Consider the following 20,472-nt stretch of genomic DNA (forward strand, 5'->3'; position numbering starts at 1 on the left):
GGGTTTATTGCTTGTCCAGCCCCAGCGTGTGGTGCATACGCTGCTCCTTGGTCTTCAGGTAGCGCAGGTTGTGCTCATTGGGGGCGATGACGATAGGCACGATCTGGTCGATCTTCAGCCCGTAGCCCTCCAGCCCCGCGCGCTTGAGCGGGTTGTTGGTCATCAGCCGCATGTGCTTGATGCCCATTTCGCGGATGATGCTCGCCCCGACGCCGTAGTCGCGTTCGTCGACGCCGAAGCCCAGCCGGACGTTGGCGTCGACCGTGTCGAGCCCTTCGTCCTGGAGCTTGTAAGCTTTGATTTTATTGCAAAGGCCGATGCCGCGTCCCTCCTGCTGGAGGTAGATGATGGCACCCTTGCCCTCCTGTTCGATCATGCGCATCGCCTCGTGCAGCTGGTCGCCGCAGTCGCAGCGGCACGAGCCGAAGATGTCGCCCGTGGCGCATGACGAATGCACGCGTGTCAGCACCGGTTCGTCTTCCGTCCACTCGCCTTTGGTGAGCGCCACGTGTTCCAGCCCGTTGCTCTTCTGCCGGAACGGCGTGATGCGGAAGTCGCCCCATGCGGTCGGCAGGTCGACGGTCTCGCCCTTCTCGACGATGGATTCTTCGCGCAGCCGGTATTCGATGAGCGATGCGATCGAAATGATCTTGAGGCCGAATTTACGGGCGATCTCCGTCAGTTGCGGCAGGCGCGCCATCGTGCCGTCCTCGTTCATGATCTCGATCAGTGCGCCTGCGGGCTGCAGGCCGGCCAGCCGGGCGAGGTCTATCGCGGCCTCGGTGTGCCCCGGACGGCGCAGCACGCCTTTCTGGCGGGCACGCAGCGGGTTGATGTGCCCCGGGCGGCCGAGGTCGGTAGCCCGGGTCGCGGGGTCGGCCAGAGCGCGTATGGTGGCGGCGCGGTCGTGGATCGAGACGCCCGTGGTGCAGCCGTTGCCGAGCAGGTCTACCGTCACGGTGAAGGGCGTGCCCAGCAGCGAAGTGTTGTTCTCTTCCATCATGTTGAGTCCCAGTTCGGCACACCGCTCCTCCGACAGCGGGGCGCAGAGCACGCCGCGTCCCTCCTTGAGCATGAAGTTCACGATTTCGGGCGTGATTTTCTCCGCCGCGACGATGAAGTCGCCTTCGTTTTCGCGGTCTTCGTCATCGACGACGATCACTATCCTGCCGTTGCGGAAATCTTCAATAACCTCTTCTACACTATTCAGAATCGTGCTTTTTGCCATTTCGTTTGAGTTTTATCGCGTTTTTCAATTTATTGATCGCAGGTTGCATGCGCTCGTTCAATGCCTTGAGCCTTCCGGCGTACCAGTCCGTGTCGAGCAGGGCCGAGTCGTTGGTGGCCTTGTAGGTCAGGTATACGGCGATCGGCGTAAGGATGAACGTCGAGAGCCAGATGCCGTACACGGCTTCCCAGCTACCTTCCTTGGCCAGTTTTTCGCCCGAGAGGCTGATGATGTAGTAGATCACGAAGAAGATGATCGACACCACGACCGGAAGTCCCAGGCCGCCCTTGCGGATGATGGCGCCCAGCGGCGCCCCGATCAGGAAGAAGATCATGATCGACACGGGGAGCGATATTTTCTTGTGCCACTCGACCTTGCTGCGGTACAGCTGGTTGAGGGCCTCCTTGGCGGCCGACTCGTCGAACGAGAACATGTTGCGCGAGCTTTTGGCCAGCGTCCGCGCCTGGTCCCAGATCCGTTCCTTGTCGCGGAGTTTGAGTGCCGAGAGGGAGTCCATCGCCACGAGAGTGCCGAAGTTGCTCTTGTCTTTGCGCAGGCTGTCGGGCTGCGGCAGCACGGAGTTGTCGCGTGAGAATATCTGTTCCTTGAGCAGCGGTTCGTACGAACGGGTCGTGGCGTTGTTCACCAGGATTTCCAGCGAGTCGATATCCTGCTGCAGCTCGTTGATGTTCTTGGTCTGGCTGTTCGAAAATTGGTTGGCGTCGCTGCGCTGCATGGCGAAGCCTTCCATGGGGATCGTCTGATCCTGCTTGTCGAAGATGTGGTGGCGCAGCCTGCTCTGGGTGAACCACTGGCTGTTGCGGGTCTGCTCGTACATCTCGCCGTTGAAAAGCGTCACGAGCAGGAACCGCTTGTCGTCCGACAGGCGGATGTAGCCCGAGTCGGCCACGATGGTGTTCATGTTGCCGTCGGCGATGCGGTTGTCGTAGATCAGCACGTCGCGCAGCAGGTGCGTTTCGGGTTCCTGCCGGCTCACGCGGATCGACATGTTGTCGATGCCGTTGAAGAACAGGCCGTCCTGGAATTCGAGGCTCTGTTTCTGCTGGCGGATATCGTAGATGATGCTGTACACCTTCTTGTTGGCATACGGCACGAGGTTGTTGCCGATGAAGAAACTGCCCACGGCGATCACGCTCACCAGGATGATGAGCGGCTTGGTGATGCGGACGAGCGACATGCCGGCCGATTTCATCGCCAGCAGCTCGTAGTTCTCGCCCAGGTTGCCCATGGTCATGATCGCGGCCAGCAGCATGGCCAGCGGCAGCCCCAGCGGGATCATGTTGGCCATGAAATAGGTCATCAGCTCGATGATGATGCCGGCGCTCAACCCCTTTCCGACCAGCTCGTCGATGTAGCGCCACACGATGTTCATCATCAGGACGAACATCACGATGAAGAACGTGAGCACCATCGGCCCCAGGTAGGCTTTCAGTACGAGTTTGTGGATGGTTTTCATGCGGCGGCTCCGGCTTTTTTCTGACGCAAAGGTAATAGTTTTACTATAATAAGCGTAAGGGTGAGGGTAAATATTATGGCCGCCCCGGGCGGAACTTCGAAATTGTAGCTTGCGACCAGTCCGGCCACATTGCCGGCCACGGCGACCAGCGGGGCGCAGAGCGCGATGGTGCGGTAGGATTTGGAGAGGGCGTTGACGATGGCGACGGGCATGGTGAGCAGCGAGATGAGCAGCACGATGCCCATGATGCGGATCGAGAGGACGATCGTGACGGCGACCAGCGCCGCCATGGCGTAGGAGATCACGCGTGTCGGGATGCCGCGGCTGCGGGCGAAGTCGCGGTCGAAAGCCATGTACATCACGGGGCGCAGCCACAGCAGGGCTCCGGCCATGATGGCCGCGGTCAGGATGGCGAGCGCCACGACGTCGCCGTGCGTCACGGTGACGATGCTGCCGAACAGGTAGGCCGAAAGGTCGCCCGAAGTGTAACCCGGCCTGAGGCTCATGAAGAGCGCCCCGACGGCCATGCCCACCGACCAGATGATGCCGATGGCCGAATCCTCGCGGATGCGCCCCCGGCTCCCGGCCCACTCGATGCCCAGCGCCGAAAGCACGGCGAAGACCATCGCCCCGGCTATGGGGTTGGCTCCCGCGTAGAAAGCTATGCCCAGCCCGCCGAACGAGGCGTGCGTGATGCCGCCCGCGAGGAAAACCATCCTCCGGCATACGACGTAGGTGCCTACGACGCCGCACGTTATGCCCGAGAGGACACATGCCGCCAGCGCATTCGACAGGTAGCCGTATTGGATCAGATCGCTGAAAAATTCCATCCTCGTTCTCTTTATTTGCGCGCAAATTTACGTTTTTTACTTGGATAATTTAGTTCTTGGATATAGAAAAGCATTCGATTTTTTTTATATTTGCGGTTGGATGCCTGCTTGTTTTTTCGGTATCCGCACGATTAACCCCATTTATTTTCAAATTTCTTACATTTATTACATTTATGCGTACATCTTTATTTCTCGGCATGACCGGATTCGCATTCCTGACGACGTTTGGTTTGCAGGGGTGCAGTGATGACGATGGTGGCAATGGCGGCAAAATCCCCCCCCCACGATTAATGTTGAGGTGGGTGATGTAACCCGTACAACCGCATCATTTACAATTACTACGAACGGCGCAGCCGACTATGCTTACGCCGTATTGCCGGCATCGGAAACGATTGCCGATGCAGAGGCTCTCTTCGAAAACGGTACCGTAGCCATGTTCGAAGGTGCCAAAAAGGCCGAGGTCAAAATCGAAGACCTTTCTGGTGACACCGAGTACAAGCTCTATGCCGCCGCACGCAACCTCAACCCTTTCCTTTACAGCGAACTCGTATCCGAGTCGATTGACACGCATGTCGCCTACACCGACATGATTACGCTCGAAAGTGTCAAGACTACTTCTTTCGCCTATCATATCATGAAGCCCGAAGGCGTGGCCAAGTACAAGCACGTCTGCCTTTCCAAGTCCGACTACGATTTCATTGCAAACCTTGTCGGTGCTACCCCGGATTCTTATGCAAGTGCTTTCGGTACGGAAGCGACCGAGGACGAAACTTACGTTTTCGAGACCACTTTTTTCGACACGAGCGGCTATCGTCAGGATATTTACTCCGATATGGAGTTTATCATCATAGCCGGTGAAATCGACGGCGAAGGGCAAGTGGCCAAAGGCGCAGCGAAGACGCTCGTCTTCAAGACCAAAAAAGCCGGTACCGCCCCATATGGTATCGATGTCTCTGTGAGCAATATCGCCTCGATGACAGCCGATATAACCATTAAGCCCGAGGAAGGAATCGAGCGCTTCCGTTATCATGTGAACACGAAGGCGGAGTTCGATTATACCGCTTTTGAGGGCGAGGCTTCCGTTCGCCGTATGATTATCGGCCATTGGGACGATGTTTCGAACGAAAGTTCGGGGGCTATCACTGTCAATGCAAAGGGCCTTAAGCCCAATACCGAGTACCAGGTCGGGATCGTAGGGTTCGATAAGGACATGCGCGAGAAGTTCCTGCTCTACGACTTTACGACGGGCGAACCTACCGGGCCCCTGCCCGAGCTGACTGCCGAGCCCGTAACCGTCGAAACGCCGTGGAACAAAGCGGCCTTCAAGATCAAGACGACCTATACGGTCTCGATGGTGGCCGGAGTTTTCCCGAGGGGATCCATCGAAGACGTTCTCAGCCGTCCCGGTAACGAGGCGCTTACGGCCGGCGATGTCATCGCTGCCAACGGCACTTCGTTAACCCCGGAGCAGGTTGCTGCTGCTATGAGTGGAGAGGGGTTTGTCATCGAGAGCGACGTGCTCACGCCGAATACCGAGTACGAGTTCGGTGTTTATGCGACGAATGAGGAAAGCGTGGGCGTTTCCGTAGTGAAGGATTTCGCGACAGTTTCGTTGCCGCAGTTCGATGGGAATGGCGTGCGTGCGAAACTCCCCGGCAAATACACCGCGACGACCAAGGATCTCGAAGGCAAAACGGTGACCTTCTCCGTTACTATTGCCACGGGTGTGAACGAGGCGACCGAAAAGGCTTACCACGATATGAACCGCCTGGTCGTATTGGGTTTTGCTCCGTGCGGTGTTGAGTATGCGGATCCTGAGAAGTTGCTTGCGAACGGCTGGGTTGCGAACGAAGAGGAAGCCGATGCCGGTTACGGCCCGAAGTGGTTCATCGAATTCAACAGTGACAACACGATTTCGACGAGCGCCCCGAGCGACGGGATGCTGGATTACACGATGGCGAAGTTCAACGGTAAGGAACTCTATTTCCGCGGTTATGCCAAGCGCCCTACCAGCGATCGCTACACGGACACGGCGATAAGTTTCCCTATCGAAGTGGCGGACGATTTGACACTGACGGTTAAGAAAGTGGTCGATGAGTCCGAATTCGGCACCTTTATCTATTATCCCGGTGTGATGTCGGGTACCAGCCAATGGTATGGCGATATGGCTTTTGCGGCATCGGACGAGATCGTCCTGACGCGCGATGCCGACCAGGGCGCCGAGCCGGCAGCCGTGAAGAACGTGCGGCAGGTTAGCCTGCCCGAACGGGTGACCGTGAACCTCGATGCCGCTCCTGTGGCCGACAGCCGTCGTATTGCGGCAGAACGAATGATGCGTTAATCCTTAATAAAATACTTTAGACATGAAGAATTTGTTTGGATGGATGCTGGCGGCACTGCTGGCCTTGACGGTCGGTGTGTCGTGTAGCGACGACGATGATTTGAATGAAGGTGCGGGGATTGCCTCTCCCGCATGGAAGGCTGAGAACCAGGCCGTGATCGAAGGCGAGACGCTCGATTTCGAATTTACCGCCGAAGGCCGGTGGACGGCTGTGAGCTCGGCTGACTGGTGCGAGGTGAAGACTCCCTCGGGTGTGGCAGGCGAATCGCTGCTGAGGTTGAAGGTCGCCAAGAACAACCTTGCCGAGGCGCGTACGGCCACGATCACCGTCCATGTGAAAGGATACGCCGCATCGGCCTCTTTCGTGGTGAAGCAGGCCGAAGGTACAACCGAGCAGGGGGATGGTAAATACCGCTCCGTGAACGAATGGGTAGCGGACTATATGAAGAACTTCTACTTGTGGAATCGTCCGATCGAAAACCTCTTCCTCGATTACAGCCTTAGCTACGACCGCTTTTTCACCTCGATCCTCGACGGCGTAGCTGCCCAGGATGACGTGAACCACGACGACGGCTTCTGGCAGGGGCAGAAACGCATGTACTATTACTCTAATTTGCAAAGCGATGCTCCCGTGTCGCGAGCTCCGGGACAAACGCAGTCCGGGTCGGGTATTTATCTGTTGCAAGCCACCCGCCTCGGTACCGACTATATCGGGTTTGCGGTTATGGCGGTCGTTCCTGGGACGCCGGCTGACGACGCGGGACTCGTGCGCGGCGATTTCATCACGTCGGTCAACGGCGTGGAGGTGACCGATGCCAACTACAAGACGCTGGGCCAGTATGTATACGACGGGTCTGTCGAGATTGCGGTTAGCCAGGTGACCTGGGAAGATAACGGAAGCACTCCTGTGCTCAGCTCGAAAGGCAACATCCAGCTCGGGGCCGCTTCCTTTACCGATCCGGCCATCTACATGGACAAGGTGGTCGGCATCGATGGCACCGAGAAAAAAGTGGGATACCTGCTCTATATGGGCTTTAATATCGACTATGACGATGAGTTGATGGCGGCATTCGAACGTTTCCGCCAGCAGAACGTCACCGACCTGATTCTTGATTTGCGCTACAACAACGGCGGCGATGTGCTTTCGAGCGCCGTGCTCGGTACGCTGGTTGCGGGCAACGACTACAAGGGACAGGTTTATGCACATACCACGTTCAATGAAGACCGCACGGAAGCCGGTGAAGGCGGTGACTACAAGATCGGCGTCAAGGAAACAGTTGAGCGCATATACGAACCGCTCGAAACGGCGCTTCAGCATGCTGTGGGGTTGAAGAAGATATATGTGCTGGTGAGCCAGACGACCGCTTCGGCCAGTGAAATGGTGATCAATGGCCTGCGTGGTCTGGACATCGAGGTCAACCTCATCGGGCAGACCACCAACGGCAAGAACGTAGGTATGGAAGGAGTGATGCGGTCATTCTACAATCATGAGTTCCTGCTCTACCCTGTTACCTTTTACGTTGAGAACGCCAAAGGGTTCCGGGATTATTCGACGGGTTTTGTCCCCGATGTCGAGATTGACGATTCGGCGATCTACCCGGGGGAGTTCGGTACAATGGAAGATCAGCTCGGCTATATTGCGCTGGTGTGGATCAAGAGCGGCAAGAAGCCGGAACTCCAGGCTTCGTCGTTGACACGCGGCGGGGGCAGTCCGATGAAGCCTTTCGGCGACTTGTGGGATATCCGTCCCATACGACCGATGGGCGGTGCCGTCATGCGTCCCCGGACGGACGAGTAGTGTTCCGTTTTTCTTATGCTGCAGAGGCGTCCGTACAGGGCGCCTTTGCTCTATTTATCTCGGTCTGTAATTTTTTTGTTGAAAAGACGCCCCTTTTCGTACGGTTTTCGTAATTTCGCCCAGCAAAACACATATTTTATGCAACAACGCCGAGTCAATTTCCATACCCTGGGTTGCAAACTCAATTTTTCGGAGAGCTCCACCCTTGCCCGGGAGTTCGAAGAGGGCGGTTTCGTCCGCGTGGCACCCGATGCCGAAGCCGATATATGCATCGTCAACAGTTGTTCGGTGACCGAACATGCCGACAAGAAATGCCGTAACCTGATCCGCAAGCTGCACCGCCGCAACCCCGGTGCCATCATCGCCGTCACGGGGTGTTACGCGCAGCTCAAACCGCAGGAGATCGCGGCAATCGAAGGTGTGGATATTGTCTTGGGTAACAACGATAAGGGCGATTTATATAAACGTGTGCTCGAACTTCCGGGCAAAGGCCGTGCGCAGGTTTACAGTTGCGATGCCGATTCGCTCACATCGTTCTTCGCGGCCTTTTCGAGCGGCGACCGTACGCGGGCCTTCCTCAAGGTGCAGGACGGCTGCGATTACAAGTGCGCATACTGTACGATCCACTACGCCCGCGGCGGCAGCCGGAACATGCCGGTCGCCGACCTGGTTGCCGAGGCGCGCCGGATCGCGGCGGCCGGACAGAAGGAGATCGTCCTGACGGGTGTCAACACGGGGGATTTCGGCCGGACGACGGGCGAGAAGTTCATCGACCTGCTGCGGGCGCTGGACGGCGTGGACGGGATCGAGCGTTACCGCATCTCCTCCATCGAACCGAACCTTTTGACGGACGAGATCATCGCCTTCTGCGCCGCTTCGCCGAAATTCCAGCATCATTTCCACATCCCCCTGCAGAGCGGTTCGGACAAGATCCTGGGGCTGATGCGCCGCCGTTATACCACGGCGCGCTTCGCCGACCGGATCGCCGCCGTACGCGCGCTGATGCCCGACGCCTTCATCGGCATCGACGTGATCGTCGGGTTCCCCGGTGAGACGGAGGAGGATTTCCGCACGACCTACGACTTCCTTGCCCGGCTGGAACCGGCCTTTCTGCATATTTTCCCCTTCTCGGAACGTCCCGGCACGCCGGCCGTGGAGATGCCCGGCAAGGTGCAGGCTTCGGTGGCGACGCGCCGCGCGGCCGAGCTGGAGGCGCTGTGCGCGAAGCTGCACGGGGCATTCTGCGCCCGTGCCGTGGGGAGCGAGGATTCCGTGTTGTTCGAAAGCACGCGGCGCGGGGGCATGATGTTCGGCTTTACGGGCAACTACCGCCGGGTGAAGGCTCCCTACGACAAGGCCCGCGTCAACACCGTTTGCCGCGTCAGGCTGGGGGCTATGGACGAATCTCACGACCTGATGGGTGAAATTCGGGATTAAATCATTATATTTGCCACTACAAAATTCATAAGGAGTATGACGGGTTTGCGCAAAAGGGTGACGGTGGGCTTCCTGAGCATCGTATGCCTGTTGTTTTTTTCGGGCATGGTCTCGTTCGTGGAGCTGAGCCATCTGAGCCGTGACACGGGCGAGATCCTCAAGGCCAACATGCGTAATATCGAGCTGGCCAAGGAGATGCTCGACGCCGCGCACGAACAGAACGTGGCGCTGATCCGCCTTTCGGTATTCGGCGACCGCTCGTGCGACAGCCTTTGCCGCCGGAGCCTCGAACGGCTGGAGAATACGCTGCTCGTGGCACAGGACGAGGCGCTCGAAAAGTCGTTCCTCGACTCGCTCGCCTTCGCGACGACCGAGCTGCGCCTGTTGACCGACAACTACCTGGCCTTCGGAACCGCTGCGCCGGAGGTGCCGGGGCTCGTTTTACCCGATTCCGTGGGGGTCAAATGGTATAACGACGAGTACGTGGCGCTCTACGGGCGCCTCACGTCGGCCATCAAGAACTATATGACTTCGACGCAGAGTTCGCTGGCGCCGCGTGCCGAGCAGATGAAGAAGAACGCCTACCGGGCCGTGACGCCCGTGCTGATCTCGCTGGCGGTGATGATCGCCATCGTGCTGATGCTCTATTATTTCATGTCCGTCTACTGTGTCAATCCCATCCTGCGCATGAACAAGGGGCTGGGCGATTACCTTTCGTTCCGCGTGCCGTTCGTCGTCAAGGCCGACTGCAAGGACGAAATGCTGGAGCTCAAAGAGAAGATCGAGACGCTGATCACCATTTCCAAGCAACCGAAAGCCTGATGCGATGCGAGTAGACGTGGTATTGCGATATGTCGGGGTAGTGATGATATTCATCGCGCTGTTCATGCTCCTGTCGGCGGGTATCTCCTACGTCAGCGGCATGGACTCGGCGTTCTACCCGCTGCTCCTGTCGTCGTTGCTCACGGCCCTGCTGGGGGCTTTCCCGCTGATTTTCGTGGAACGCACGGAGCAGATCACCAACAAGGAGGGCTTCTGCGTGGTGGTCGGCTCGTGGCTGGTGGCCTGTGTGGTCGGGACATTCCCCTACCTGATCTGGGGCGGGGAGTTCAGCTTGGTAAACGCCTGGTTCGAAAGCGTCTCGGGCTTTACGACCACCGGGTCGACGATCCTGAACGATGTCGAGGCGCTGCCCCGCGGGTTGCAGTTCTGGCGTTTCTCGACGACCTGGGTCGGAGGTATGGGCGTGGTGATGTTCGCGCTGCTGATCCTGCCCTCGCTGGGCCGCAATAAGCTGACGCTGTCGAATGTAGAGCTCTCGACGCTCGCCAAGGACAATTACCGTTACCGCACGCAGATCATCGTGCAGATACTGCTGGTGGTCTATGTCGGGCTTACGGTGGTTTCGACCCTTCTGCTCAAGATGGCGGGCATGAACTGGTTCGATTCGCTTTGCCATGCCATGTCGGCCTGTGCCACGAGCGGGTTTTCGACCAAGAACGCCAGCGTCGCCTATTTCAACAGCCCGATGATCGACACGATCCTGATCTTCGCGATGGCCACGGCGGGTATTCATTTCGGACTGATCTATGCCACGGTGACGGGCAAGCGCAGCAATATTTTCCGTTCGGAAGTGACGCGCTGGTACCTCGGCATGCTGTTCGCGGGCGGGCTGCTGATCGCCGTCAGCCTCTATGCCGCGGATATCTACCCCGCCTTCACGTCGGCTTTCCGCCACGGACTTTTCCAGTTCGTGTCGGTGGTGACGACGACCGGGTTTGCGACGGCCGATTCCAACCAGTGGACTTCGTTCGCGGTCATCCTGCTGATTTTCGGCTCGATCGTGTGTGCCTGCGCCGGATCTACGGCGGGCGGTATCAAGACCAACCGGCTGGTGCTGGCCATGAAGATGATGCGCACGCGGCTGCGGCAGCAGCAACATCCCAATGCGATCATCCGCATCCGCCTCGACGGCGTTATCCAGGAAACGGAGGCGCTTCATTCGGTCATGATATTCATCGTGGCGTACCTGATGCTGATACTTGCCGGCACGGTCTTCGGGACGATGTTCGGCGTCGACCTGATGACGAGTTTCTCGGGGGCCGTGGCGTCGATCGGCAACGTCGGCCCGGGCTTCGGCGAGGTCGGCTCGATGGACAATTTTTCGGCGCTTCCCGGGGTGTTCAAGCTCTCCAATTCGCTGCTGATGCTGTTGGGGCGTCTGGAAATTTTCGGATTCATACAACTCTTTTTCATTAAATGGTGGAGGTAACCGAGATGGTATTTCGTAAGGTTTATATAGTGTTATGTGCGGCGCTGCTGGCGGCGGGAGACCTCTGTGCGCAGCAGGTTCGCGTGGAACCCCGTATCGCGGGGCTCGAGGGCAACCGGGAGTACATGTCGCTTCTGGAACAGGATGCGCAGTTGCAGATCCGCGAGGACTCGATCGTCAATGCCGTGGAACGCGCCCGGCAACAGTTGCGCGAAGACCCCGCGAACAGGCAGCGCTATTCGCAGGAGATCCTGCAGCTCGAAAGCCGGATATTCGAAGTGCGCAATGCCAAGGGGCGCCTGATCGACAAGATCAACACCATCGAGCAGGAGTGGGTGCTCGCCAACCTGAACGGGGCGGCGCAGCAGCCGGCGGAGCCTGCCGCGGAAAGTCCCGCAGGGGCGATCCCCGACTCGCTCAAGGTGCGCAACCTGGTTTTCAACCCCTATTTCCGCGAGCAGTTGCCCGAGGCCGATTATGCGGCCCTGCGCAGGGCGCAGGGGCTGGAGCTGGACGCCGTGGACTATGTGAACCGCTATTTTGCCAACTACGGGACGATCCGCGAACTGGCCGAGGCCTATGCCGCGGCGCAGACCGAGGCGGATGCGGGCGAGATTTACGACCGCTACAATACGTTGCAGGGCTTCAACCGCGTGCTGGCCGATTCGCTCGCCGAGGCATGGAATTATATCGCCGACAACAAAGGGTATGCCTATGGCTATCTGATGGACAAGCTGGGGCAGGATGCCATCCTGGCGCGTGAGGAGGAGCGGCTTTCCGAGGCTGCCCGGGAACTTTCCGCACTGCGCGGCGAGGTCGCTTCGGATGCCGTGGCCGATTATTTCCTGCGCAAGAAAGTCCTCGTGGGCTACGAGACGGCCGTGGCCGGCCTGTTGGGGCTCACTTCCGCCCGCGACTCGCTGCGCGGCGTGGCTGCGCAGCTGGAGGCCATCGACTTCCGCCTGCCCCGCATCGACGTGGCACAGCGTTATTTCCTCGACTACGACAGCATTGCGTTCTCCGCGACGCCGAAATACAGCTACCAGCACCCGATCCCCGAGTGCAGGGTCTACGAGCACGGGACGATCTACCGCATCCTGCTGGGCACGTTCAATACCAAGCGCGCCGTCTCCACGTTCCGGGGGGCGTATCCGCTCTCCTATCTGGTCGGCGAGGATAAGAAATGGTGTTACTATGCCGGGGGCTTCGCAACCCGGGAGGAGGCCGAGGCCGCGCAAAAACTGTTGAAATCCAAAGGCTTCGTCCGCCCCGAAATCGTGGTGTGGACGGACGGCGCCTACCGCAACCTTTCGCGTGACCCCGAGGCGCAGCAGATTGCCTACCGGGTCGAAATCACCGGTACGGAGGCACTGCCCGACGTTGTCAAGACCGTTATCACCGAGGCGGCCGAGGGGTGCGAACTCTCGCGCGTGGGACAGCAGTTGTTCGTGGTGGGGATGTTCGACGACAAGGCCGTGGCCGACCGCGTGGCCGCCGCAATAATACAGGCAGACCCGTCTTTGGAAATAAAAGTCGCCGAAATTGCGGAATAATTGAATTTATTGCCTATCTTTAGTGCAATGTTCAACAACTCCTTATGACGATGTTCTATATCATACTCCTGATCGTATTGGGACTGCTTTTCCTGGTGGCGGAATTGGTGCTGCTGCCCGGCGTGTCGATCGGCGCCATCCTGGCGCTGGTTTGCTACGGCAGTTCCATCTACCTCGCTTTCCGCGATTACGGCACCGTAGCCGGGGTCGTAGTCATCCTGGCTATCCTCCTGCTTTCGCTCGTCGCCACGATTATCTCCCTGCGCGCCAAGACCTGGCAGCGCTTTTCGCTCAAACAGAAGGTCGACTCGTCGAGTATGCCCGCGACCCCCGACCAGGAATTGCAGGTGGGCGACCGCGGCATGACCCTTTCGCGCCTTTCCCCGATGGGTACGGTCGAGGTCGGCGGCAAGGTCTACGAGGCCAAGTCGCTGACGGCCTATGTCGACCCGCGCCGGGAGGTCGAAGTCGTGGGCTTCGATAATTTCAGCGTCATCGTAAAGACCGTGAAGGAACGGCGGCAGGCATAGCCCGATAATCGGACGACGATGAGATACCTCAGATTCTTTGCATTGCTGGCCGTCGTGGGGATGGCTTGCGATTCCCGGGCGCAGGGAACGAAGGAGGTCTGGCTGGACGAGCTGGATCTCTCGTGCTGCATTCAGGACTGGGGCTTGCCGCAGGCCGACCGCTCGGTGCTGGATACTCCCCTCACGGTGGGCGGCGTCGTTTACGGCCGCGGCGTGGGAACCCATTCGATCAGCCGTATGCTGTTCGGGCTCGGCGGCGATGCCGTCTCCATCGTCGGGGCGGTGGGCGCGGACGATAAAAACCTGTTCGCCGGGAAACACCGGTTTAAAATCCTCGGTGACCGGAAGGTGCTGTGGGACAGCGGTGTGATGCGCAAAGGCGATGCTGCCCGTGCGTTCGACGTCGACTTGTCCGGCCTGGACAAAGTCCTGCTGCTGGTCGAGGAGGCCGGCGACGGGATCATGTACGACCATGCCGACTGGCTGGAGGTGAAGATCACCACGCGCGGGGAGGTGGAGCCCCTGCCCGTCTGGGCCAGGCCGATCTCCAAGGGTAAATATATCCTGACCCCCGCGAGCCCCGAAACGCCGCAGATCAACAATCCGCTCGTATACGGCGCCCGCCCGGGCAATCCCTTCCTGATGCCTGTCATGGCCAGCGGCAAACGCCCGATGGCTTACGGGGCGCAGGGGCTTCCCGAAGGGCTGGAGCTCGATCCCCGTACGGGCCTGATTACGGGCCGTGTGCCCGCCGAAGGGGATTTCAGGGTGCTGCTGACAGCGGAGAATGCCCTCGGGAAAGCCGAACGGGAGGTGTTGCTGAAAATAGGGCCGCAAATCGCCCTGACTCCGCCCATGGGCTGGAACAGCTGGAATTGCTGGGGGTTCTCGGTCGACGACGCGAAGGTGCGCGATGCCGCCCGCGCCATGCACGAAAAACTCCTGGCCTACGGATGGACGTATGTCAATATCGACGACGGATGGCCGGCGGATACGCGTTCGGCCGACGGCAGGCTCCTCCCGAACGAAAAATTCCCGGATTTCAAAGGCCTCAGCGACTACGTCCACTCCCTGGGACTCAAATTCGGCATCTACTCCTCGCCCGGGCCCACGACCTGCGGAAATTATCCGGGGAGCTACCGGCATGAACTCACCGACGCCCGGACTTGGGCCGAATGGGGCGTGGATTACCTCAAACACGACTATTGCGGCTACCTGCAAATCGAAAGGGACTCCGAGGAAAAGACGATCCAAGAACCCTACGTGGTCATGCGCAAGGCGCTGGATCAGATCGACCGGGATATCGTCTACTGCGTGGGCTACGGGGCTCCCAACGTGTGGAACTGGGGCGCCGAAGCCGGCGGCAACCTGTGGCGTACGACCCGCGACATCACCGATGAATGGAACGTGGTGACGGCGATCGGCTGTTTCCAGGACGTTTGCGCGCAGGCCACGGCCCCGGGCAGGTACAACGACCCCGATATGCTGGTGGTCGGCCGGCTGGGACACGGCTGGGGTGCCGATGTCCACGAATCCGAGCTGACCCCCGACGAACAATATGCCCATATTTCGCTGTGGGCCATCCTCTCCGCCCCGCTGCTGATCGGTTGCGACATGCGGGCGATAGACGACTTCACGCTCGGGCTGCTGACCAATTCCGAAGTGATCGCCGTGAACCAGGATCCGCTGGTCGCCCCCGCCGTCAAACGGGTCGTTCCCAACGGGCAGGTGTGGTACAAAAAACTCTGCGACGGTTCGTATGCGCTGGGATTTTTCCAGTTGGATCCCTATTTCGTGCTGTGGGATCAGGACGAGGCGGAAGCCATCCAGGAGCAGAACTATGAATTCGAATTCGACCTGCGGGAACTCGGGATCGGCGGGAAGGCCGAAGTCCGGGACTTGTGGCGGCAGCAAGACCTGGGTACGTGCACGGGCACGCTCCGGGCGCTGGTGCCCTACCACGGGTTTCGCTGGTCAGGATAACGCCCGTGGAGTGAGCTCGGGCCGAAAGGTGTAATTCAAGGATAATTTTCTAACTTAATAGCATTCGATTATGGATTTTCAAGCAGGATTGATCGTATTGATCGTATTCGTGAGCCTTTTTGCGATCTGGCTCATCTTCTATTTCATCCCGGTGGGGCTGTGGTTCTCGGCATTGGTGTCGGGCGTAAGGATCAGCCTGCTGCAACTCATTCTGATGCGCTGGCGCAAGGTGCCGCCCTCGACGATCGTTTCGTCGATGATCGAGAGCACGAAGGCCGGGCTGGAACTCAACCCCAACGAACTCGAGGCGCATTACCTTGCGGGCGGCAATGTCACCAGCGTGGTGCATGCCCTGGTATCGGCACAGAAGGCCAATATCATGCTCGATTTCAAGATGGCTACGGCCATCGACCTGGCGGGCCGCGACGTGTTCGAGGCCGTGCAGATGTCGGTGAACCCCAAGGTCATCAACACGCCTCCCGTGGCTGCCGTGGCCAAGGACGGCATCCAGCTGATCGCCAAGGCGCGCGTCACGGTGCGTGCCAATATCAAGCAGCTGGTCGGCGGTGCCGGTGAGGAGACCGTGCTGGCGCGTGTCGGCGAGGGCATCGTCTCGTCGATCGGTTCGGCCGCATCGCACAAGATCGTGCTCGAAAACCCCGATTCCATTTCGCGCGTCGTGCTCGAAAAGGGCCTCGATGCCGGTACGGCGTTCGAAATCCTCTCGATCGACATCGCGGACATCGACGTGGGCAAGAATATCGGCGCCCAGTTGCAGATGGATCAGGCGCAGGCCGACAAGAACATCGCCCAGGCCAAGGCCGAGGAGCGCCGCGCCATGGCCGTCGCACTCGAGCAGGAGAACAAGGCCAAGGCACAGGACGCCCGCGCAAAGGTGATCCTGGCCGAAGCCGAGGTGCCGCTGGCTATGGCCGAAGCGTTCCGCAACGGTAACCTGGGGATCATGGACTACTATAAGATGAAGAACATCATGGCCGACACGTCGATGCGCGAGACGATCGCCCGGCCGGAGAAAAAATAACCAGTTCGGGGATTTTTCGGGGGTACGGTCGAAACCGTACCCCTTTTTTCGTATATTAGATGCCGAATAGAGTTGTATCATTGCAACATCCCGGAACCGGAAGCCCGTTCCCCGGGGTGTGGTTTGAAAAGCAGATTGCCATGAAGAGATTTTTCCTATTGCTGTTTCTCGGTGCGTGCCCGGCTATGTCGGCGCAGGTGCGCTTCTCGGACTATTTCCTCGAAGAGACGATGCGCTTCGACTATTACCACAGCGGCGACAGCCGCTCGGAAGAGTATTTCTTCGACGCCCTGAAGGCCGAACCCTACTGGGCGGGCTCGCACGTGTCGCTCCTCGATACGACGGGCTACGGGAACCAGTTTTTCCGCATCGTCGACCGCGCTTCCGAACGGGAGATCTATTCGCGCGGCTTCTGTACGCTCTTCAACGAGTGGCAGAGCACGGCCGAGGCCGACAGCGTGCGCCGTTCCTATCCCGAGTCGGTCGTATTCCCCTATCCCAGGCGCCCGTGCCGCATCGAGATCTTCGGCCGCAATGCCGGGGGGCACTTCGAAAAGCGGTTCAGCCAGAATATCGACCCCGCATCCTGCTTCGTCGCGCAGTTCACGCCCCGCTACGAGACTTTCGAGGTGGCATATAACGGCAACCCCGCACATCGTGTCGACATCGTGCTGCTGCCCGAGGGGTATGGCGCCGGGGAGCGGGCGAAATTCGAAGCGGCCTGCCGTGAATTCGCACGCGAATTTTTCAGTTATTCGCCTTTCAGGGAATACGCTTCGCGGTTCAATATCCGCGCCGTGTGGGCGCCGTCCGCCGATTCGGGCGTGACGATCCCCGGCGAGCGCGTGTGGCGCAACACGGCCTGCGGGGCCTCTTTCTATACGTTCGGCTCGGAGCGCTACCAGATGGTCGACGACTTCCAGCGCCTGCGCGACATCGCGGCGCATGTCCCTTATGACTATATCTATGTGTTGTCCAACACCCAGAAATACGGGGGTGGCGGTATCTTCAACTTCTATGGCATCAGCGCCGCACACCACCCTACGCGCACCGGGAAGATTTACGTCCACGAATTCGGGCACCTGCTGCTGGGGCTGGGCGACGAGTATGTCGGCACGACCTCCTACGACGACATGTATGCCCGGGACATCGAGCCGTGGGAGGCGAACCTGACAACGCTCGTCGGGTTCGAGGACAAGTTCTGGAAAGCGATGGTGCCGGCCGGGACGCCCGTTCCGACGCCCGACACCCCTGAGTACGAGGGGGTCGTAGGGGTTTTCGAGGGCGGCGGTTATGCTGCGAAGGGGGTCTATCGCCCGTGGCGGAACTGCCTGATGAACAACCTGCACCGGACGGACGAGTTTTGTCCCGTTTGTACGAAAGCCATCTGCGATTACATCGAGTTTTTGTGTAGGTAAACTTTGCAATGTGTTGTAATACAAGAGGGACGCGTGTGCGTCCCTCTTTCCGTGTGCAGCAGGCCCGTTACCCCTGCCGGCACAGCTCTGCCGTCGTTCCGGTTGCGCGGTGCCGTGCTGCCTGTCGCAGTGCCGTGCGGCGATCTCTCAGTATACCTCTTCGGGCAGGGTTTCGCCGACGGGTTCGCCTGCCAGGTCGTCCTTCCACTTGATCGAGGCGTGGGTGCCGTCGCAATAGGGTTTGTTGGCCGACTGCCCGCAGCGGCATGCCACGACGCGGTTCCGGATCTCGTAGGTCTGCCCGCCCTCGCGCCGCATGGGTATCCCGCCCCGTATCCACAGCCCTCCGCTGGCGCCGATCGTGATGTCCTCGATCAGCCCCAGGCTCGGTTCGAAACGGAACTCGAAGGGTTTCATCGTCTCCTTGTCCCACGCCATCAGACGGCCGCTGGGGCACATCGAGGCCTCGCGGATGGCCAGCTTGCGGGCTTCGGGATCGTCGGATGTCTCGGTCAGTGTCCACGCATCGCCGTGCGGGTGGCAGAAACGTGCGAAGACGCAGTATTTCTCGTTGTCCGTCATCTGGAGCGTGCCCCCGTCGATCACCTCGGCCCCGTCGAGCAGGGCGTCCGGACGTGCCGTGAGGCGGGGATCCCAGTCTGCCTTCTCGTGCGAACCGTCGCAATAGGGCTTGCGGTGCGATGCGCCGCAGCGGCAGATCGCCGTGGGTTCCGCCTCGGTCGAAAAAAGCCTGCCCTGCTGGAAATACCAGCTTTCGTTGGACTCGTTGGGCATGATGAACTGTTCGGCCAGCGGCGGCCTTCCGTAGACCAGGTAAGGGCCCTCTTCGGTCACCGTGATGCTGAAACGCTCCCCGGCGGGCGAACTTCCCGTTTCAATTTTCAATTTGGACATACTATTTGCATTTATAATTCGTTAGGGAGTAGGCGGCAATAATTATTCCCAAATGAATAATTTGGGATGTCCTTGTAGGATTTATCCCGCTTTTTGGTATCTTTGCAAAGATTTTTTTAACTGAATTTCGGTAAATTTGAGTAATATGAGAGGATTCGTAAGGCTGATGGCTGTGGTCGTGACTGCGGCGGTTTTCGTCGTGGCATGCAGCAAGGATAAGGATTCGGGCAAGATCACGCTCGATTCCCCGGCGGTGTTCTTTGCGCAGGCCGGAGGGTCGGCTACGGTCGGTTTCACGGCACAGAACATCAAGACACTGTCCGCGACGAGCAAACCCACCGGTTGGGACGAGGCGGTCGTTGACCTGGCAGGCGCGACGATCTCCGTCAAGGCTCCTTCGGCCGAGGACATCGAGAGCGGGGATGCCGTCAAGACCGGCTCGTTCTCCTTTACGGGTTATACCCCCGGCGGGACGCTCGTTTCGGCGACGCTCTTCGCCGGTATCGTGACGACGAAGGACATCAGCGCCGAGGTGGCCAACAGTTACATCGTCACGGAACCCGAAACGAACTACCTGATCGACGCCACGCGCAAGGGCGACGGTTCCCAGCTGGCTACTTCTTATGTGAACGTCGTATGGCAGACCGCATCGGGATTCGTGCAGTATGCCGACTTCGAGGACGGCAAGGCGTCGTTCTACATCGGTGCCGACAGCGACGACGCCACCAAGATCAAGCAGGGCAACGCCGTGATCGGGGCTTATGATGCTGACGGCGAACTTATCTGGAGCTGGCATATCTGGGCGACTGATTACGACCCCGATGCGGAGGGCGGTACGGTCGATTTCAACGGCTATACGCTGATGAACCGCAACCTCGGAGCCCAGGCCAACGACAATTCGACGACGGACAAGATACTCGCTTCCTACGGGTTATATTACCAGTGGGGACGCAAAGACCCGTTCATCGGGCCGAATACCTATCAGGGTTCGGAGGGCTCGGGTGCCCCGATGTACAGCGGAAGCGGCAGCCGCGTCTACCTGAAAATGACCGAGTCGAGCGCCGAGACCGGTACGATGGAATATGCCATCCGGAACCCGCTCGTCTTTATTACGGGTGTGGCAGACACGGATAACGACTGGCTTTGGAGCGGACGTTCCGACCAGTTGTGGTCGGCGGACGACAATGTGGCCGACAAGAGCGTTAACGACCCCTGCCCCTACGGCTGGCGCGTGGCTCCCTCGGGCGCGTTCGACAACCTGGCGATCGTCGGAACCCCGGCCGTGGGCGACGAGGCGAAATACGGCTGGACGCTGACCGACGGAAACGCCGAATCGTTTTTCATCGGTGCCGGACGCCGCCGCTACGACAACGGCAAGATCCTGAATATCTACAATCCGCTGCCCAAGGTGCGTTCCGACGCCATGGAGGCGCAACCCTGGGAAGGCCTTTACTGGACGACTGCTGTCTCTGATGACAACATGCAGGCTGCGGCGCTCCATTTCTGGTTCGAGAAACTCGACACCTCGGCCAGCATTGATGATTCGGCGCCCTATGCCCGTGCCAACGGCCTTCAGGTGCGTTGTGTGAAGCAGCAGGGCAAGTAAATACCATCCGATACGACAGGGGGGGGGGGGGGCAACACGGCG

14 protein-coding genes and 1 pseudogene are annotated in these 20,472 nt (G+C 59.3%); 11 read left to right on the forward strand and 4 right to left on the reverse strand.

Translation table 11 applies throughout. The features are described 5' to 3' along the window. Window positions 1-4: 4 nt before the first annotated feature. The 3 genes from DW189_RS02185 to DW189_RS02195 are packed head-to-tail and all read right to left on the reverse strand — an operon-like array spanning window position 5 to window position 3,535. The gene (locus tag DW189_RS02185) at window positions 5-1,228 is read right to left on the reverse strand and encodes a bifunctional 3,4-dihydroxy-2-butanone-4-phosphate synthase/GTP cyclohydrolase II (protein ID WP_117506713.1); all 1,224 of its coding nucleotides are present in this window, start codon (window positions 1,226-1,228) and stop codon (window positions 5-7) included. Beyond that, complete coding sequence (locus tag DW189_RS02190) at window positions 1,203-2,705, reverse strand: LptF/LptG family permease (RefSeq protein WP_117506714.1); 1,503 nt, start codon at window positions 2,703-2,705, stop codon at window positions 1,203-1,205. The genes DW189_RS02185 and DW189_RS02190 overlap by 26 nt, the downstream gene beginning before the upstream one ends. After that, window positions 2,702-3,535: a metal ABC transporter permease gene (locus DW189_RS02195; RefSeq protein WP_117506715.1), complete on the reverse strand. Its 834-nt coding sequence runs from the start codon at window positions 3,533-3,535 to the stop codon at window positions 2,702-2,704. Before DW189_RS02195 ends, DW189_RS02190 begins: the two co-directional genes overlap by 4 nt. Window positions 3,536-3,968: 433 nt before the next feature. On the opposite strand from DW189_RS02195, the gene DW189_RS02200 reads away from it, so the two are divergent. From DW189_RS02200 to DW189_RS02245, 10 genes and pseudogenes are all read left to right on the forward strand, one after another. After that, window positions 3,969-5,876, forward strand: a complete 1,908-nt coding sequence (locus DW189_RS02200; protein ID WP_117506716.1) for a hypothetical protein — start codon at window positions 3,969-3,971, stop codon at window positions 5,874-5,876. A 22-nt stretch (window positions 5,877-5,898) separates the two neighbouring features. Then, window positions 5,899-7,674: a S41 family peptidase gene (locus tag DW189_RS02205; RefSeq protein ID WP_022333067.1), complete on the forward strand. Its 1,776-nt coding sequence runs from the start codon at window positions 5,899-5,901 to the stop codon at window positions 7,672-7,674. 138 nt (window positions 7,675-7,812) lie between these two features. After that, a complete protein-coding gene (mtaB, locus tag DW189_RS02210; RefSeq protein ID WP_117506717.1) occupies window positions 7,813-9,111 on the forward strand; it encodes a tRNA (N(6)-L-threonylcarbamoyladenosine(37)-C(2))-methylthiotransferase MtaB in 1,299 nt (432 codons plus the stop codon). 36 nt (window positions 9,112-9,147) lie between these two features. Beyond that, window positions 9,148-9,933 carry a hypothetical protein gene (locus DW189_RS02215; protein WP_117506718.1) on the forward strand — a complete coding sequence of 262 codons (786 nt, stop codon included), beginning with the start codon at window positions 9,148-9,150 and terminating at the stop codon, window positions 9,931-9,933. A gap of 4 nt (window positions 9,934-9,937) precedes the next feature. Beyond that, on the forward strand, window positions 9,938-11,383 hold the full coding sequence (locus tag DW189_RS02220; protein WP_174760557.1) for a TrkH family potassium uptake protein: 1,446 nt from the start codon (window positions 9,938-9,940) through the stop codon (window positions 11,381-11,383). Next, on the forward strand, window positions 11,371-12,936 hold the full coding sequence (locus DW189_RS02225; protein WP_117506720.1) for an SPOR domain-containing protein: 1,566 nt from the start codon (window positions 11,371-11,373) through the stop codon (window positions 12,934-12,936). Before DW189_RS02220 ends, DW189_RS02225 begins: the two co-directional genes overlap by 13 nt. A 44-nt stretch (window positions 12,937-12,980) precedes the next feature. Further along, on the forward strand, window positions 12,981-13,466 hold the full coding sequence (locus tag DW189_RS02230) for an NfeD family protein (RefSeq protein ID WP_117506721.1): 486 nt from the start codon (window positions 12,981-12,983) through the stop codon (window positions 13,464-13,466). A 60-nt stretch (window positions 13,467-13,526) separates the two neighbouring features. Continuing rightward, a pseudogene (locus tag DW189_RS02235) lies at window positions 13,527-15,463 on the forward strand (NPCBM/NEW2 domain-containing protein). A 56-nt stretch (window positions 15,464-15,519) separates the two neighbouring features. Continuing rightward, on the forward strand, window positions 15,520-16,491 hold the full coding sequence (floA, locus tag DW189_RS02240; protein ID WP_018695856.1) for a flotillin-like protein FloA: 972 nt from the start codon (window positions 15,520-15,522) through the stop codon (window positions 16,489-16,491). 140 nt (window positions 16,492-16,631) lie between these two features. Next, on the forward strand, window positions 16,632-17,909 hold the full coding sequence (locus tag DW189_RS02245) for a M64 family metallopeptidase (protein WP_117506723.1): 1,278 nt from the start codon (window positions 16,632-16,634) through the stop codon (window positions 17,907-17,909). A 147-nt stretch (window positions 17,910-18,056) separates the two neighbouring features. On the opposite strand, the gene DW189_RS02250 is transcribed toward DW189_RS02245, so the two are convergent. Then, entirely contained in the window at window positions 18,057-18,824 is a 768-nt protein-coding gene (locus DW189_RS02250; RefSeq protein ID WP_117506724.1) for a CDGSH iron-sulfur domain-containing protein, read from the reverse strand. A gap of 145 nt (window positions 18,825-18,969) precedes the next feature. Here DW189_RS02250 and DW189_RS02255 point away from each other — a divergent pair, with 145 nt between their 5' ends. Next, the gene (locus DW189_RS02255) at window positions 18,970-20,430 is read left to right on the forward strand and encodes a hypothetical protein (RefSeq protein ID WP_117506725.1); all 1,461 of its coding nucleotides are present in this window, start codon (window positions 18,970-18,972) and stop codon (window positions 20,428-20,430) included. The last annotated feature ends 42 nt before the right edge of the window (window positions 20,431-20,472 follow it).

The organism is Alistipes sp. AM16-43 (genome assembly GCF_003435745.1).
In the GTDB taxonomy this organism is placed as follows: domain Bacteria; phylum Bacteroidota; class Bacteroidia; order Bacteroidales; family Rikenellaceae; genus Alistipes; species Alistipes onderdonkii.